This is a genomic window from Flavobacterium sp. CS20 (assembly GCF_018080005.1).
GTDB lineage: Bacteria > Bacteroidota > Bacteroidia > Flavobacteriales > Flavobacteriaceae > Psychroflexus.
On sequence record NZ_CP073015.1, the window covers coordinates 1608431 to 1624152 of the forward strand.

Sequence of the window (15722 nt, forward strand, 5' to 3'; positions counted from 1 at the left end):
GGTTGGTTTTCCAAACACTATGAAAAAAATTAATTTATACTTCTAAACTCTTTTGGACTTACACCAACTTTTTGTTTAAACAGACGGGTAAAGTGTTGTGGATAACTAAAGCCTAATTCGTAAGCTATTTCACTAATAGATTTACTCTCATCATAAATACGTTCTTTAGCGACATTAATGACTTTAGATTGAATATAATCTTGTGCAGATTTGCCGATTTCTTTTTTGATTAAATCACCAAAATAATTAGAAGACAAATTCAAACACTCTGCAAAATATTGCACCATAGGAAACCCAATTTCTGTGGCTTTGTCAGATTTAAAATAATCATTGAGTAAAACTTCAAAATCCGATAATATATCAGAGTTTATATGCTCTCGAGTGATAAATTGACGGTCGTAAAAACGGTCGCAGTAATTTAAAAACAGCTCTATATTGGAAGTGATTAACTTTTTGCTGTGTTTATCTACATTTTGTTGGAGTTCATAACTAATTTTTGAAAAACACTCCATTATAATTTGCTTTTCTTTTTGCGATATATGTAAGGCTTCACTGGATTGGTAATGAAAAAAATTATAATCATTCATCATACCTGCCAAGGGCATTCCTAGTAACAAATCGGGATGAAACACCAATCCGTTACCCATAGGTTGGTATTCATCGGTTTTATTTAGGACGTCAATAACTTGTCCAGGAGACACAAATACCAAAGTTCCTTCTTGATAATCATAAGTTTGTTTTCCATATTTTAAATCACCGCATTTTACATCTTTCAAAAACACACAGTATAAATCAAAATACATTTTAGAACCAGAACGTTTGTCCGCTTTCGAAAAATCAATAACATTTACCAATGGATGAAAGGTTTCGTGTTGATTGAAATTATTATAGTCACTAACAGTTTTAAAATCGTATTCCATAACTTAAAATTATTACTCAAAATTAGTCAAAAAAATAATTCAATCATTAAAAATGAGCAAAATCAGTAATATTGGTATATCAACCTGTAATTGGTATAAAGATGCCTATTGTAAATTTACACATCTTTGCATAAATGAAAAATAGTGTCAAAGATGAAAACGTCTTTCTTAATTCTTGTATTGTCTTTTATGAATGTTTTTACTTGTAACCAAAATCAAAGTGAAACTTCAAAAAAACAAATTGAAATTAAAGATAGAACGCAAAGAAATATATTAATTGTTTTTCTGTCTAGAACCAAAAACACAGAAGCCGTTGCTAAAATCATTCAAAAAAAAGTTGGTGGAAATTTGGTTTCCTTAGGGTTAGTCAACCCCTATCCAGAAAACTATCAAAAAATTGTAGCACAAGTCGATCGTGAAAATGATGAAGGTTTTTTGCCTGAATTAAAAACCAAAATTAACGATTTGGATAATAATGACACGATTTTTATTGGCTTCCCTACTTGGGATATGCAAATGCCACCACCAAAGAAAAGTTTCTTGTCGGAAAATGATTTAAACGGGAAAACAATTATCCCGTTTAATACCAACGCAGGCTATGGTGTAGGCAGTGGTTTTGATACAGTTGAAGAACTCTGTTCTGATTCGACCATTTTAGAAGGTTTCTCAACAAAAGGTGGCGTTGAGCGCGATGGTATTTTATTTGTAATGGAAGGTGAAAAATTAATTCAAGTAAAAAAACAAGTAACTTTCTGGTTACAAAAAATAGGCTTTTAATAGTTAAATCATAAATAAAATGAAAGCATTGAAAATAAAATAATTCAACAAGAAAGATAGTAGTTCATCGGTTTTACTGAAAGCAAAATTATCTAAAATCGGTAATATTGGTAAGGACTTACGTAATCCGTGTAAAATTAATTGTATTATTCTTGCTAAATTTATATTTTCAATTAAAATCAACAAAATGAAAACATATATACTATCAATACTATTCCTTTTGTTTTTTATAACCTCAAGCAATGCTCAGGAAAATAATAAGAAACCGCTCATAATAGAAGCTCAAGGAGCTTTTGCCGTGGGAGGCAGTATAAAGAAAAGCACAGGAAATTTTGATCCTATCGCTGATGGAGCTTTTAATCCTTCAAATCAAAGTACAGAAGGGCAGACATTACACGGTGACCACGCCTCTGTTTTTTACCAAATTCCTGTAGAACATCGAAAATTACCACTTGTGTTCTGGCACGGATATGGTCAATCGATGCGAACTTGGCAAACTACCCCAGATGGGCGTGAAGGTTTTCAAAGTATTTTTCTAAGAAAAGGATTTCCTGTTTATTTATTAGACCAACCCAGAAGAGGTCTTGCAGGTCAGAGTTTAAAGCCTATAAAATTGGAAGCAAGAACAGAGGATCAACTTTGGTTTGGTATTTTCAGAATGGGGGAAGGAACCACATTTTACCCAAATATTCAGTTTTCTAAAGAACCAAAGGCACTTAATCAATTTTTTCGCCGATGCACTCCAGATACAGGTCCTTTAAATATCGACATAAATACCGATGCCGTTTCTGCTTTATTTGACAAAATTGGAGAGGGAATATTGGTTACCCACTCGCATAGTGGAGGTCAAGGTTGGTTAACAGCTCTTAAAAATGAAAATATAAAAGCAATAGTGTCTTACGAGCCAGGGAGCAATTTTGTATTCCCTAATGGTGCTGTACCTAAACCTATTCCTTATGTAGGAGGCATATTAAGTGCTCGAGGAGTAAGTATCAAGTGAGTTCAAAAAACTAACGAAAATTCCCATAATTATTTATTACGGAGATTACATCCCTGAAAAAGAAGTTGAGAATCCTGGTAAGGAGCAATGGCGTGCCTCACTTCAAATGGCTCGAAAGTGGACAAGAACTGTAAACAATGCTGGAGGAGATGTAACACTAGTGGTACTGCCCGAAATTGGTATACAAGGAAATACGCATTTCCCAATGTCGGACTTAAACAATCAGGAAATTGCCAATCTTATGTACGATTGGCTCAACAAAAAAAGATTAAATTAAAACTAAATAAAAATGAAAAATCTAATTACAGTATTATTATTTATTATTCCTATGCTTTTATCTGCTCAATCAAAGGAATACAGCGTTTCAACGTTTCACGAAGAAGGCTTTAAGGCACCAAACACACACTATATTGGCGAGGCTTGGTTAAATGGGGTGCTAGAAGTGAAAGGAGATTTAAACTTTCACATCACAAAGGCTAATTTTAAGGCAAACTCAACGCTAGACTGGCATAAACACACCTCTATTCAAGTTCTAATTTATGTTGAAGGCGAAGGCTATTACCAAGAAAGAGGAAAAGACCCTATAATTCTTAAAGCGGGTGATGTCATTAAATGTAAAAAAGATACGGAACACTGGCACGCTTCAACTAAAGAAAGTGATGTGACTTATTTGGCTATTTATGGTGGTGATAATCCTACAACTTGGACTGAGGTGCTTACCCAAGAATATTATGATGATGTAGCCAAACAACTCAAACAATAACTTACAAATTTCTTGATTGGGTTTAAAACTTTTTATAAAACTTTCTATATTACAGTTAAAAATTGCAAATATCAAATAGATATAAGATATCTGTAGTCGAATAATACTTTCATCTTTTTATAAACGAGCTATTTTAAATTTCAAAAGTTTAAAAAAGCAACAGAATGATTTAGGGATATACTCAACCATAAACATAGGGTTTATAAAGTTAAAACAGTTGAATACTTGTTAAATAAAAAAACCTGCCAGATTTTAGTAATCTGGCAGGTTTAATGTGCTTAAAGATTATAGTAGCCTATAACTATTTTTTAATAATCACTTTTTGGGTTTGATTGACGCGTGATCCGATGAATCTGAACAGATAAACTCCATCCATTAAATTATTTACATCTATAGTTTGAACCGTTTGGTTAATAGGACTTGTACTTATTAGTTTACCAGTTATATCATATATATATAATTTTACTTGGTTTGTGTCAACTCCATTGTAGCTTAGCGTTATTTCGCTACTTGCAGGGTTTGGATATAAACCAATGTTAACCTTGAAATCTTTAACACTTAAGGTGGTTAAGTCGAACTCAATTGAACTGTTTTCGCAGTTATTGTTGGTTACAACAACGGTGTAAATCCCATTTACGCTTGGTTGGTAGGTTTGCTCCGTTGCACCTTCAATTAAATTACCTTCAAAATACCATTGGTAAGTATCGAAAACTCCGGTTTCTAAACTTTCAGTAGTGCTGTTATAACTAATTGTTGGCTCTGGAACTGAGTTTACTGTAACCTGAACCGCAGTTCTTTCACTTTCACAACCATCAAGGTTAGTCTCTGAAACATAATACGTTCCTGAATTGATAGATTCTGAAAGATTTAGAGAAAAAGGAGTATTGACATCGGTATACCAGCTTAAGTCCGTACCAATTGCATCTAAATCAGCCACTGTGGAGGCTCCACAAAAAATTTGTGCCTCAGCGATTGGCGCGTCTGGAACTATAGATATAAAAATGGAAACCGCAGTTCTTTCACTTTCACAACCATTGATAGTTTGTGATACGTAATAAGTTCCAGTGGTAACATTTGCTGTATGACTAAGAGCATCGATATCATCTACTTCTAAATACCACGTAAGCATATTGCCTTCGCCTTCTAAATCTGCTATAATAGTGTTGCCACAGAATGTTTGATCTTCTACAATTGGTGCTTCCACTAGTGCAGGCTCTGTAATGGTAACAGTAGCCATAACTGATGTTGTACTTCCACAACCATTAGCATCTGTAACAAAGAGGTTATAAACCCCAGACGGAACTCCTGATAACATTGAAGAAGTAGAACCGTTACTCCAAAGATAAGTGTAAGGAGCTGTGCCTCCTGAAACTCCAACTGTAGCTGAGCCATCACTTAAACCGTTGCAAGAAATATTAATCTGTGAAATTAATGTAGCTGTTAGTTCTGAACTTACGTTCAACTGAATACTCATTCTTTGACTTTCACATAATGTAAGCTCATCGAAAGCAGAAACATAGTATGTTCCTGTTGATAAAGCAGTATCGTTAGATAGAGCTGTTCCTCCTGTTGCTGTATCATACCAATTGTACACAACATTGTTTGTTCCTGAAACAGGTAAATCAACAACGATAGCTTCAAAACACAATTCTTGCGTCGATAAAGTTGGTGCCGCTGGTAATTCATTTATAGTTACAGTTACCTCAGTAACTTCACTCTCACAAGTATTGACAGTTTGTGATACAAAGTAAGTGCCGCTCAAAACTTCAGTTGTACTAATTAACTCATCAAAGTTTGAATTGTACCAGATTAGATTTTCGCCTTCAGCCTGTAATTCACTAACTGTTGCACTACCGCAAAATACTTGATTTGCTTCTGCTACTGGAGCAGATGGATTTTCATTCACAGTTATTTCAACAGAAATTCTTTCACTTTCACAACCATTGACAGTTTGTGATACGTAATAAGTTCCAGTGGTAACATTTGCTGTATGACTAAGAGCATCGATATCATCTACTTCTAAATACCATGTAAGCATATTGCCTTCGCCTTCTAAATCTGCTATAATAGTGTTGCCACAGAATGTTTGATCTTCTACAATTGGTGCTTCCACTAGTGCAGGCTCTGTAATGGTAACAGTTACAACAGGTGTATTATCAATAAGAGAAGTACCACAACCATTGGCATCTACTACCGCTAAGGTGTAAACCCCAGAAACAACCCCTGATAAATTTGGTGAAGTAGTTCCGTTACTCCATTCATAAGTATAAGGTGGTGTACCGCCTAAAACTTCAACTGTAGCTGAACCATCATTAAAACCGTTGCAAGAAACATTAACCTGCGAAACAACTGTAGCCGTTATTTCAGTACTTACATTCACCTGAACACTGCTTCTTTCACTCTCACAAAATGTGAGTTCATTAAAAGTAGAAACATAATATGTGGCTGTTGATAAAGCGGTATCGTTAGATAGAGCTGTTCCTCCTGTTGCTGTATCATACCAATTGTACACAACATTGTTTGTTCCTGAAACAGGTAAGTCTGCAACGCTAGCATCAAAACACAATTCTTGCATCGATAAAGTTGGTGCCGCTGGTAATTCATTTATAGTTACAGTTACCTCAGTAACTCCACTCTCACAAGTATTGACAGTTTGTGATACAAAGTAAGTGCCGCTCAAAACTTCGGTTGTACTAATTAACTCATCAAAGTTTGAATTGTACCAGATTAGATTTTCGCCTTCAGCCTGTAATTCACTAACTGTTGCACTATCGCAAAATACTTGATTTGCTTCTGCTACTGGAGCAGATGGATTTTCATTCACAGTTATTTCAACAGAAATTCTTTCACTTTCACAACCATTGACAGTTTGTGATACGTAATAAGTTCCAGTGGTAACATTTGCTGTATGACTAAGAGCATCGATATCATCTACTTCTAAATACCATGTAAGCATATTGCCTTCGCCTTCTAAATCTGCTATAATAGTGTTGCCACAGAATGTTTGATCTTCTACAATTGGTGCTTCCACTAGTGCAGGCTCTGTAATGGTAACAGTTACAACAGGTGTATTATCAATAAGAGAAGTACCACAACCATTGGCATCTACTACCGCTAAGGTGTAAACCCCAGAAACAACCCCTGATAAATTTGGTGAAGTAGTTCCGTTACTCCATTCATAAGTATAAGGTGGTGTAACGCCTAAAACTTCAACTGTAGCTGAACCATCATTAAAACCGTTGCAAGAAACATTAACCTGCGAAACAACTGTAGCCGTTATTTCAGCATTTACATTCACCTGAACACTGCTTCTTTCACTCTCACAAAATGTGAGTTCATTAAAAGTAGAAACATAATATGTGGCTGTTGATAAAGCGGTATCGTTAGATAGAGCTGTTCCTCCTGTTGCTGTATCATACCAATTGTACACAACATTGTTTGTTCCTGAAACAGGTAAATCAACAACGATAGCTTCAAAACACAATTCTTGCGTCGATAAAGTTGGTGCCGCTGGTAATTCATTTATAGTTACAGTTACCTCAGTAACTTCACTCTCACAAGTATCGACAGTTTGTGATACAAAGTAAGTGCCGCTCAAAACTTCAGTTGTACTAATTAACTCATCAAAGTTTGAATTGTACCAGATTAGATTTTCGCCTTCAGCCTGTAATTCACTAACTGTTGCGCCACTGCAAAATACTTGATTTGCGTCTGCAACTGGAGCAGGAGATTCAGTTACACTAACATCAATTGATTTTGAAGTAGAACAACCACTGGGGTTGGTTACAGTAAGTGTATAAGTACCAGCCTCATCAACTGATAAATTTAATTCATCTGTCGCTCCAAAAATTACACCTCCATTGCTGGCTTCCCATAAATAGGTATTGCTAGGCGTAACTTGAAAGTTGGAAATAGTTACTGTTGAACTACCATTGGTATCGTTTGAATTTATGGTTAACATCAAATTATTTCCGGCTTGAATGCTAATGCTATGAACTCCACTTTGTGATGAAGATCCTTCTGTAGAATAACCGTTAAACAAGGATAAATCGCCAGAGTTTGTTCCAACTAAAGGCAAGTCACCACTTGCAATATCTCCAGATGAATAATTCCAATCAAAAGATACTGTAGCATTGTACGGCATTGTAATATTAGCAGAATTAGGCGTTGTATTGCCAGAGCCTGTGTTACTAGCTATCATCGTAACACTACTTTCACTAAAGGTAATACTACCATTTGAAATAGCTGGTGCAAATTGCGTCCAATTATCTTCTGCAAAATCTCCCACGAAACCAACAGCACTTTGTGCGTTTGGATTAGTTACCGTAGGTTCTAACATAAGACTACCAAATTCACATTTGCTTTCAGTGTCATTGACCGTAATAATAGGCAATTCATTGACTACAATTTCTAGAGTTGTTGGAGAAGCACATTGTCCATCATCTGGTGTAAAAGTATACTCGGTTGTAGCCAAATTATTTAATACAGGAGACCAAGTACCTGTAATACCGTTTTGCGAAGTGGTAGGCAAAGCATCAAGGGTTTCTCCAACGCAAATATCTGCAATGTCAAAAGTAGGGGTTGTTATTGGATTCACAACAGTATTCACTACTTGAGTTAAAAAATTTGAAGTCGTCCCTGTAAGAGCAAAATTGTATAAAACACCATCAAGACCACTAGCGGTTTCATCGGTCAAAGATGTAATACTTGAGTTATCTTGACTACCTAAACCTTGGTTAAACTTATAGTAAGCTACTAATCCAACTTCACTACCTTCTACTTCACAGTTTTTTGAACTCTCTATTTGCTCAGCAGTTCTAGCGACATCCCAAATCCGAACTTCATCAATATTTCCTTGATAGAATCTTCCTGTTGCCTGAAGGTTTTCGCCTATACTAACTGGATAAGTTGAATTGTTGATAGTACCACTACCTGTAACAGCTGAATTTTGAATACCATCTATGTAAATGATTGCCTCTACATTATTATAAGTAACTGCCACATGATGCCAACTGTTATCAATTACGCTACTTACTGATGAGACATCACCAAAGGCATTACTTCCTGCAAAATTTAAAGTGCCGTCTTGATTTAAAGCAATACGCCAACTATCGTCGCCTTTTGCTATTATTGCATCCCATTGCGTTGGGTTATAGTCAGATTTCATCCAAAATTCAATCGTCATTTGGTTCGTAAAATCAAAACTTGATTCACTTGTTAATTCTACATAATCATTAACACCATCAAAATTTAAATGGGTGGCAGGAAGTACAGGATTTACGTTGACCACAATTTCTGTTCTTACACTTTCGCAACCTCTTGAATTTATACTAGAAACCCAATAAGACGTTTCTCCTACCGCAGTAGTACTTGGCGTTGGAGCACCAGCAAGAGCGTTGCCTCCAGTCATCACATCATACCAGACCAAAGAAGAAGTATTTGTTGTAGCTGTAAGTGGTGTAGCTGTATCACCTAAAGTATAATTTACTGGTGTTGTAACTATTGGTTCTGAAGGCGAAGAGATGTCTGCATCAGTTAAAAAATTTGAAGATGTCCCTGTAAGAGCAAAATTTGTTAAAACGCCATCAAGACCACTAGCGGTTTCATCGGTCAAAGATGTTATACTTGAGTTATCTTGACTACCTAAACCTTGGTTAAAATTATAGTAAGCTACTAAATTAGATTCACCGCCTGTTAACTCACATTCAATATTAGTAGAGATTTCTGAGGCTGTACGTGCTGTATTCCAAAAACGCAAATCATCCATAGAGCCAGTAAAATTAAAGTCTAAACCATTATCACTACCACCTATAAAAACTGGACTTGAAGGATCATTCAAAACTAAGAGACCATTTAATATTGCAGATTGGTCAAGTGTACCATCTATATATAATTTTAATGATGTTTCATTTCCATATAAAAAAAATGTTCCTGCAACGTGATGCCATTCTCCATCTGTTACAGTAGATGTTGAATTTATAAATTGTCCTCCAGCACCAAGCATAATTCCACCATTAACATTTAATAACAACCCGAATCCAGCTTCTCCATCTACAACTAATGTTTCAAAATTACCTGGATTTGCAATCGATTTCATCCAAAATTCAACGGTCAAATTAACTGAAAACGAAAGCTCAGATACATCAGGTAATTGAACATAATCATTAACGCCATCAAAATTTAAATGTGTCGATGGGTCTACAGTTACAAAAGTTTTAAACCACAAATCATATGCACCAAAAGGAAAATTATTATTGTAAATAACACCGTTTGGGTAAGGACCTACACTTCCTCCAACGCCTTGAGTTCCAACATTACCAGAGAATTGTAAATCTAAGGTGTATGTGCTTCCAGCTATAACAGGAACATTTTCAGAAAGAGGTATAACCACTTCTTGATATGTGTATTGATCCACTACTGTTAAAATCTCTATAGTGGTTGTATTTAAAATTGTACCTGCATATCCATCACCAGACAATATCCTCAACTGTAAGTCACTGTGTATAAAGTTATCTGAAAAATCTCCTAACCTAATGTTAATCTGAGATAAATCCCCAGTAATACCAGCTGTAAATGATTGACCAACATTGTTGTTGGAACTTACAGTAAAAGTACCACCTCCTATGCTTTCTGGAGCATTGGATTGATCTAATATTTGTGAAAAAGAGGTAAGCGCCATAAATAGCATACCCATAAAAAAGTAAAGTTTTCGATTCATAATTTTATATTTAATTATTTATGAAGCAAAATTACTTTGTTAAACATCATTCTAATAACCCATTCAGACAAATCAATAGCCCATTCGGACATATTTCAACTTATGGTACAATAAGTTAGCTTGCAGGGCTATCAGGGCGATAAGCGGAAGGGAGCTTTCCGTATTTTTTCTTGAATGTGGCAGTAAATTTACTAGGACTATCATAACCTACTTGATTGCTAATATGCTTAATTTGAAGTTCTGTTGTTAAAAGAAGTCGCATTGCCAACTGCATTTTTTCCTGTTTTCGTCGCTGGGACACCCAAATCAAAAATCGAATAGATTTGCAATTTTTTTCTGCTCTTCACTTTTGATGTGAGTTAGATAAGTTATCTCTTTTGTTATTGGATGTTTTATTTTTACCGCATAAATTGTTTTTGCTATGTTGATAGCCTTCTCAGGACTTAATGAAGATTTCTTTTCATTGAGTTGCCTTTCTAGTTCCTTGTATATTTTATATCTTGCAAAAGCTATGCAAATGTGAGCTTCAATCCTACGCTGAACTCTATGATAGATTGGTCTTATTTTCAAGTCTGTCTTAGCTATTCTGAAAGCCTTTTCAATCTTCCATAAATGACTATAATTCTCTAAAATTTCATTTTTATTCAATTTAGCATTAGTTATATAGCCTTTTAGACCATCCCATTTTGCATCTGTTTCAAATTTTGTTTTGTCTATTGAAACTTTTAGCTCTCCATCAAGTTTTAGATATTTATTGTAACCTCTGTTATTGATACTTGACTTGGTTAGTTTTCCTGATCTAATTTTCTTTTCCAGTCTCTTTAATCCCTTTTCTCTATTGTGCTTATCTTTCTTGGCTCTTGAATCGGAATAGCTTATGATAAGTCTCAAATTACCTTTTTCTACAACTGCACTCTCTCCATTTTTAAGTTTTAAAGCTAATATTTTTTCTTTTATAAAGGACTTCTCATTTTTAATTCTAGCTCCAAGAATAAATTCATAACTTTTGCTTTGAAGTTCTTCTATGTTTTTAGAAGAAAGTAGCCCAGAGTCAGCGATGATGACTAATTGATCTAATCCGTATTTTTTCTTAAAACTATCAATTACTGGTAGCATGGTGTGTCTTTCAAATTTATTGCCTTCAAAAATATCGTAAGCCAATGGGTAACCATCTTTGCTAACTAATAACCCTAGTACAATTTGCGGATTTTGATGTTTGCCTTCTTTAGAGAAGCCTGTTTTGCGTAATTCATCTTCGTTATCAATTTCAAAATAAATAGTGGTAACATCATAGAATACTACATTTATTGTTCCATCTAGTATTTTCAAGGTATCCCCACGAGCAACTACATGTTATTTATGATTTTGTATCCAATTATTAGGGAGTAATTCTTCAAGTTTTTGAATATTATAATCTGGTATTTTTTCAAGTACGTCTCTCAACCATTCTTGTGGGTTTACATTATTGATTTTACAACTTGCAAATAAAGAGTACATTATAGCAATGTTCTGAGCTCCCTTATGTGATCCAGCAAAAAGATAATTTTTTCTTCCTAGTGCAAGCGGACGTATGGCGTTTTCAATTAGATTATTGTCTAACTCTAATCTCGGATCTAATGTAATGGCTTTTATTTTTGGATATTGATTGAGGTAATAACTCATAGCTTTACCTACTGCACTTTTAGGTAATACCTTTATGCTTTGTGCTTCTATCCAAGTTTTTATTTGCTCAAGTTTTGGAGCTATTTTTTCTTCTCGTAACTTTTGCTTGAGTGCTAAGTCTTCTTTTGCTATTTTTTTTATTTCTCTTTCTTCGAGATATATTTTTTGAATTTGTTCAAGAATTTTATTTACTATAGTTGAGTCATTGTCTTTTGCATCAAAGAATTTTCTTCGAGCATGTGCCAAACATCCTACTAATGTAATACCTTGTTGTTGCCCAATTTTATCATATACTTGGTAGCCATCGCATTGCAAATAGCCTTGGTAATTGAGTAATATCTCTTTAGAACCGTGTTGCCCACGTCCTTTGTGATAATTGAATAATACAAGACCTTGCAAGGGGTTGCGATATACCCATTGGTAACCTTGGTGGGTGCTTCCTTTTTTGTCTTTGTCTAATACTTTAATCGGGGATTCATCTGCTTGTATGTAATCGGATTCTAATATTTTTTGTTTTAAGGTATTGTATAGCGGATCTAATAGTTGACAACAGCTATCAACCCAATCGCACATTGTGCTTTGAGCTACTTCCCAACCAAATTCTCTTTTGAAACGTTGAATTTGTCTGTATAAAGGTAAATGGTCAACAAATTTAGCCGTTAATATATAGGCTAACAGGGAAGCTTCAACTATTGATTTTGGGATAGGACGAGTAGGTAACTCACCTATGATTATTTTGTCCTTACTTTTATTGGCGCATTTTGGTCGTATCGTGCGTCTTTTTATTAAGCTTGCTGGGGTATATTCTAAGGTTTCTGAAACTTCTTCTCCAATTTCACCAAATCTTCTGTATCTTCTTTTGGCTCAATGATAACTTCTTTTACTGGTAGATGTTCAGGTAGTTTATTACGCCCATGGTGTTTTTTCTTCTTACGATTGTAAGTTATAGTCTGCGATGGTTCTTCTTCTGACGCTTCTATCTCTTGGTTGGTATCTGAAAACAGATTGAATTGCTCATTAGATACTTCATTAGAAACAAAGCGTTCAGACTTGAAGCCGTTAATGAGTTTTACAAGCTGATCTAATTGAGCTTGTAGTGATGCATTTTTTGCTTTTAGATTTTTTATAAAAATGCTGTTTTCTTCGTTTTTTTTGAGTAATTCTTGATACGTCATCACGATATAAAAATACGTAAAATATCAGTAATGACAAAGCTTTATACAGCTTTTTGTTGTTCTTTTTGTGTTAAATTTCCTATGGTTATGCCATCAAAAAGTAAGACTAATTGAGCATAATCTAAAATGATACTTCGCACAGATTTTTCATAATCAGGAAGTGTAAAAGTTCCTTTTTCAAGTCGTTTGTAATACAATATAAAGCCACCAGTACGCCATTGCAAAATCTTTATCTTATTGCGTAGCTTGTTGACAAACAAATAAGCTGTTCCACTAGTTGGGTTTGCTTTAAGTTCTGTTTTTACAATACCTGATAGGCTGTCAAAACTCTTTCGCATGTCGGTTGGTTCTAAGTATAACTCAAATTTGAGTGTGTCATGTAATGTTAACATAGTTGATGTTTTTTAAGACATCAAATCTATGCTCAAATTATTATGTGTCAAATATGTAGTTAGTCGGTGGGATACTTTTCAAGGTATGATTATAACTAATTTCTTGTATTTGGGATTTGTGTTGTTTATGAAGCTTATCCATGTATCGGTAAATAACTTGAACATCAATAGCTTTATGTTGGTACTTAAAAAGATAATCTGATGTCTTAAGCTTACTAGAAGGGTAGCAAAGTCTAGCAAGAACCAATTGCTTAAATAAATCATGATTAATTTGATTGAACCCAATCTGATTAAAAAGCTTTCCTAAAAGCAGTTCCGGACCATAAACAGATATTTCTTCAAGTCCTTGAAGAACAAGTTCTGTGTGCTGTCTATAATCGTTAAAATCTAATTCTTGTGCTCCCGTATAATTTTTTATCCATTGTTTACCTTGTTCATATAGATGGTCAACTTCAATTTTAGTAGCACTGCTGCCAATGGTCTTTAATAAGCGATACTTGCCACTACTTTTGTCAATGACTTGGACGCTAATTACACCGCTTTTATTTTTCTTTTTGCGAACAAACACAGTGCAAATTTACTAAAAAGACACCCTGGGACACCCAAAATGAAGTCAAAAATATCGTAACTAATACGCTTTGAGTAAGTTATGAAATTTAAGATTTTAAATTGTCGAAAACAGAAAGTACAATAAGTTAGCTTGCAGGGCTATCAGGGCGATAAGCGGAAGGGAGCTTTCCGTATTTTTTCTTGAATGTGGCAGTAAATTTACTAGGACTATCATAACCTACTTGATTGCTAATATGCTTAATTTGAAGTTCTGTTGTTAAAAGAAGTCGCATTGCCAACTGCATTTTTTTATCGATAATGTATTGTAAAATAGTATTTCCATACACTGATTTAAAGTCCATTTTTAGTTTGGTAGATGATATATTCAGTTTTTTAGCGAGAGCTTCAATCCCTATAAAAGATGCTGACAAATTAGCGGCTATCATACTCTCGCATTTTGCTATTAATTTGTAATCTATTACGCCTTTCTCTTGATAGGTTTCATGTCGTAAATCGGCAAAAACATTTTTAAAAAAAGAGGAAATCAAGCTTAAGCTTTGTGTTTTTAATATAGTTTCACTAAACACATCCTCATTAAATGTTTTGAATGTGTGTAAAATTTCACGAGCCAAGTACGGCTGCATTTGGTACAATATCCTGGTAGGAAATAAAACCTTTATCAGAATCTAAAAACTTTTTAAATGGAATATCAGCATCCAGCTTATCAAGTGGTATGTGTTTTTCTAACCAGGTTGGACTGATGTAGAAAATATAAAATTCGCATTTAGAACCTTTATAAAAACTAGCTCCAACATCGGTACCTGGCTTTTTGAAACCCCAGAATTTATTAAAGAATGGCACCTTGTCTATAAATGTGTTTAGAAGTTTAACTTCACTTTCAAAAATTGTAAAGGTGATTGTATAGTGCTCACTTGGTATATCTTTGGCATAATCTGATTTTATTATAGTATTATGTTTAAAGTTTATATTTGTAATGGTAAGCCACAATCCTTCATCGATTTCTCGATAGTGCATTTCTCCTTTAATGAAAGGATTATTTCTATAAACGACTTGGTCTTCGATTATGTGTTTGCTACCTGGCGATTTTATAGTTGACTCTATAAATAATTCAGGCGAATTAGCTAAAAATGGAAATTCAAAAAAACCATTATTAAAAAAATTTAAGTTGGGCTTTATAAACTGGTACCATTGGGATAGCTTCATACTCTGACTTTGATAATATTTAACTTAACGGTATTTTCTTATAGATAATTTGAGTAGTTAAACAATAATACAAATTAAAGATGAATGTTTGTAGAAAGTATCCCACCGACTAACTACATATTTGATACATAATAATTTGAGCATAGATTTGATGTCTTAAAAAACATCAACTATGTTAACATTACATGACACACTCAAATTTGAGTTATACTTAGAACCAACCGACATGCGAAAGAGTTTTGACAGCCTATCAGGTATTGTAAAAACAGAACTTAAAGCAAACCCAACTAGTGGAACAGCTTATTTGTTTGTCAACAAGCTACGCAATAAGATAAAGATTTTGCAATCGGCATGCTGGTGGCTTTATATTGTATTACAAACGACTTGAAAAAGGAACTTTTACACTTCCTGATTATGAAAAATCTGTGCGAAGTATCATTTTAGATTATGCTCAATTAGTCTTACTTTTTGATGGCATAACCATAGGAAATTTAACACAAAAAGAACAACAAAAAGCTGTATAAAGCTTTGTCATTACTGAT

15 protein-coding genes are annotated in these 15722 nt (G+C 34.3%); 5 read left to right on the top strand and 10 right to left on the bottom strand.

Translation table 11 applies throughout. The features are described 5' to 3' along the window. Positions 1-29: 29 nt before the first annotated feature. Positions 30-920: an AraC family transcriptional regulator gene (locus tag IGB25_RS07595; protein WP_211064496.1), complete on the bottom strand. Its 891-nt coding sequence runs from the start codon at positions 918-920 to the stop codon at positions 30-32. Between the two features lie 153 nt (positions 921-1073). Between IGB25_RS07595 and IGB25_RS07600 the strand changes: the two genes are divergently transcribed. From IGB25_RS07600 to IGB25_RS07610, 3 genes are all read left to right on the top strand, one after another. Next, on the top strand, positions 1074-1697 hold the full coding sequence (locus tag IGB25_RS07600) for a flavodoxin (RefSeq protein WP_211064497.1): 624 nt from the start codon (positions 1074-1076) through the stop codon (positions 1695-1697). Between the two features lie 187 nt (positions 1698-1884). Continuing rightward, on the top strand, positions 1885-2697 hold the full coding sequence (locus IGB25_RS07605) for an alpha/beta fold hydrolase (RefSeq protein ID WP_247653447.1): 813 nt from the start codon (positions 1885-1887) through the stop codon (positions 2695-2697). Between the two features lie 289 nt (positions 2698-2986). Next, positions 2987-3460, top strand: a complete 474-nt coding sequence (locus IGB25_RS07610; protein WP_211064498.1) for a cupin domain-containing protein — start codon at positions 2987-2989, stop codon at positions 3458-3460. 301 nt (positions 3461-3761) lie between these two features. Here the strand turns inward: IGB25_RS07610 and IGB25_RS07615 are convergent, their stop codons facing one another. From IGB25_RS07615 to IGB25_RS07650, 9 genes are all read right to left on the bottom strand, one after another. After that, on the bottom strand, positions 3762-10178 hold the full coding sequence (locus IGB25_RS07615; protein ID WP_211064499.1) for a LamG-like jellyroll fold domain-containing protein: 6417 nt from the start codon (positions 10176-10178) through the stop codon (positions 3762-3764). A 115-nt stretch (positions 10179-10293) separates the two neighbouring features. Further along, entirely contained in the window at positions 10294-10479 is a 186-nt protein-coding gene (locus IGB25_RS07620; RefSeq protein WP_256437271.1) for a helix-turn-helix domain-containing protein, read from the bottom strand. Positions 10480-10484: 5 nt separating this feature from the next. Further along, positions 10485-11507 (bottom strand): IS1634 family transposase, encoded by a 1023-nt coding sequence (locus tag IGB25_RS07625; protein ID WP_211064501.1) that lies wholly within the window; start codon positions 11505-11507, stop codon positions 10485-10487. A 24-nt stretch (positions 11508-11531) separates the two neighbouring features. Continuing rightward, the gene (locus IGB25_RS07630; RefSeq protein WP_371815980.1) at positions 11532-12674 is read right to left on the bottom strand and encodes an IS66 family transposase; all 1143 of its coding nucleotides are present in this window, start codon (positions 12672-12674) and stop codon (positions 11532-11534) included. Further along, positions 12647-13015: a transposase gene (locus tag IGB25_RS14890; protein ID WP_247653445.1), complete on the bottom strand. Its 369-nt coding sequence runs from the start codon at positions 13013-13015 to the stop codon at positions 12647-12649. The genes IGB25_RS07630 and IGB25_RS14890 overlap by 28 nt, the downstream gene beginning before the upstream one ends. A 41-nt stretch (positions 13016-13056) precedes the next feature. After that, entirely contained in the window at positions 13057-13407 is a 351-nt protein-coding gene (tnpB, locus tag IGB25_RS07635; protein WP_211064502.1) for an IS66 family insertion sequence element accessory protein TnpB, read from the bottom strand. Positions 13408-13447: 40 nt separating this feature from the next. Beyond that, positions 13448-13975 (bottom strand): hypothetical protein, encoded by a 528-nt coding sequence (locus IGB25_RS07640; RefSeq protein WP_211064503.1) that lies wholly within the window; start codon positions 13973-13975, stop codon positions 13448-13450. A gap of 127 nt (positions 13976-14102) precedes the next feature. Continuing rightward, positions 14103-14600: a helix-turn-helix transcriptional regulator gene (locus tag IGB25_RS07645; protein ID WP_211064504.1), complete on the bottom strand. Its 498-nt coding sequence runs from the start codon at positions 14598-14600 to the stop codon at positions 14103-14105. Further along, positions 14578-15180, bottom strand: coding sequence for a hypothetical protein (locus IGB25_RS07650; RefSeq protein ID WP_211064505.1), 603 nt, complete (start codon positions 15178-15180; stop codon positions 14578-14580). Before IGB25_RS07650 ends, IGB25_RS07645 begins: the two co-directional genes overlap by 23 nt. Positions 15181-15352: 172 nt before the next feature. Here IGB25_RS07650 and tnpB (IGB25_RS15165) point away from each other — a divergent pair, with 172 nt between their 5' ends. Together tnpB (IGB25_RS15165) and tnpB (IGB25_RS15170) are read left to right on the top strand one after the other, a co-directional pair. Continuing rightward, positions 15353-15568: an IS66 family insertion sequence element accessory protein TnpB gene (tnpB, locus tag IGB25_RS15165; protein ID WP_211064506.1), complete on the top strand. Its 216-nt coding sequence runs from the start codon at positions 15353-15355 to the stop codon at positions 15566-15568. Next, positions 15549-15704, top strand: a complete 156-nt coding sequence (tnpB, locus tag IGB25_RS15170) for an IS66 family insertion sequence element accessory protein TnpB (protein WP_211064507.1) — start codon at positions 15549-15551, stop codon at positions 15702-15704. The genes tnpB (IGB25_RS15165) and tnpB (IGB25_RS15170) overlap by 20 nt, the downstream gene beginning before the upstream one ends. Positions 15705-15722 lie beyond the last annotated feature (18 nt).

Excerpts from the sequence above, each read along its gene's own strand:
- IGB25_RS07595 (WP_211064496.1), bottom strand. The coding sequence starts at position 920 with ATGGAATACGATTTTAAAACTGTTAGTGACTATAATAATTTCAATCAA.
- IGB25_RS07600 (WP_211064497.1), top strand. The coding sequence starts at position 1,074 with ATGAAAACGTCTTTCTTAATTCTTGTATTGTCTTTTATGAATGTTTTT.
- IGB25_RS07605 (WP_247653447.1), top strand. The coding sequence starts at position 1,885 with ATGAAAACATATATACTATCAATACTATTCCTTTTGTTTTTTATAACC.
- IGB25_RS07610 (WP_211064498.1), top strand. The coding sequence starts at position 2,987 with ATGAAAAATCTAATTACAGTATTATTATTTATTATTCCTATGCTTTTA.
- IGB25_RS07615 (WP_211064499.1), bottom strand. The coding sequence starts at position 10,178 with ATGAATCGAAAACTTTACTTTTTTATGGGTATGCTATTTATGGCGCTT.
- IGB25_RS14890 (WP_247653445.1), bottom strand. The coding sequence starts at position 13,015 with ATGACGTATCAAGAATTACTCAAAAAAAACGAAGAAAACAGCATTTTT.
- tnpB (WP_211064502.1), bottom strand. The coding sequence starts at position 13,407 with ATGTTAACATTACATGACACACTCAAATTTGAGTTATACTTAGAACCA.
- IGB25_RS07645 (WP_211064504.1), bottom strand. The coding sequence starts at position 14,600 with ATGCAGCCGTACTTGGCTCGTGAAATTTTACACACATTCAAAACATTT.
- IGB25_RS07650 (WP_211064505.1), bottom strand. The coding sequence starts at position 15,180 with ATGAAGCTATCCCAATGGTACCAGTTTATAAAGCCCAACTTAAATTTT.
- tnpB (WP_211064506.1), top strand. The coding sequence starts at position 15,353 with ATGTTAACATTACATGACACACTCAAATTTGAGTTATACTTAGAACCA.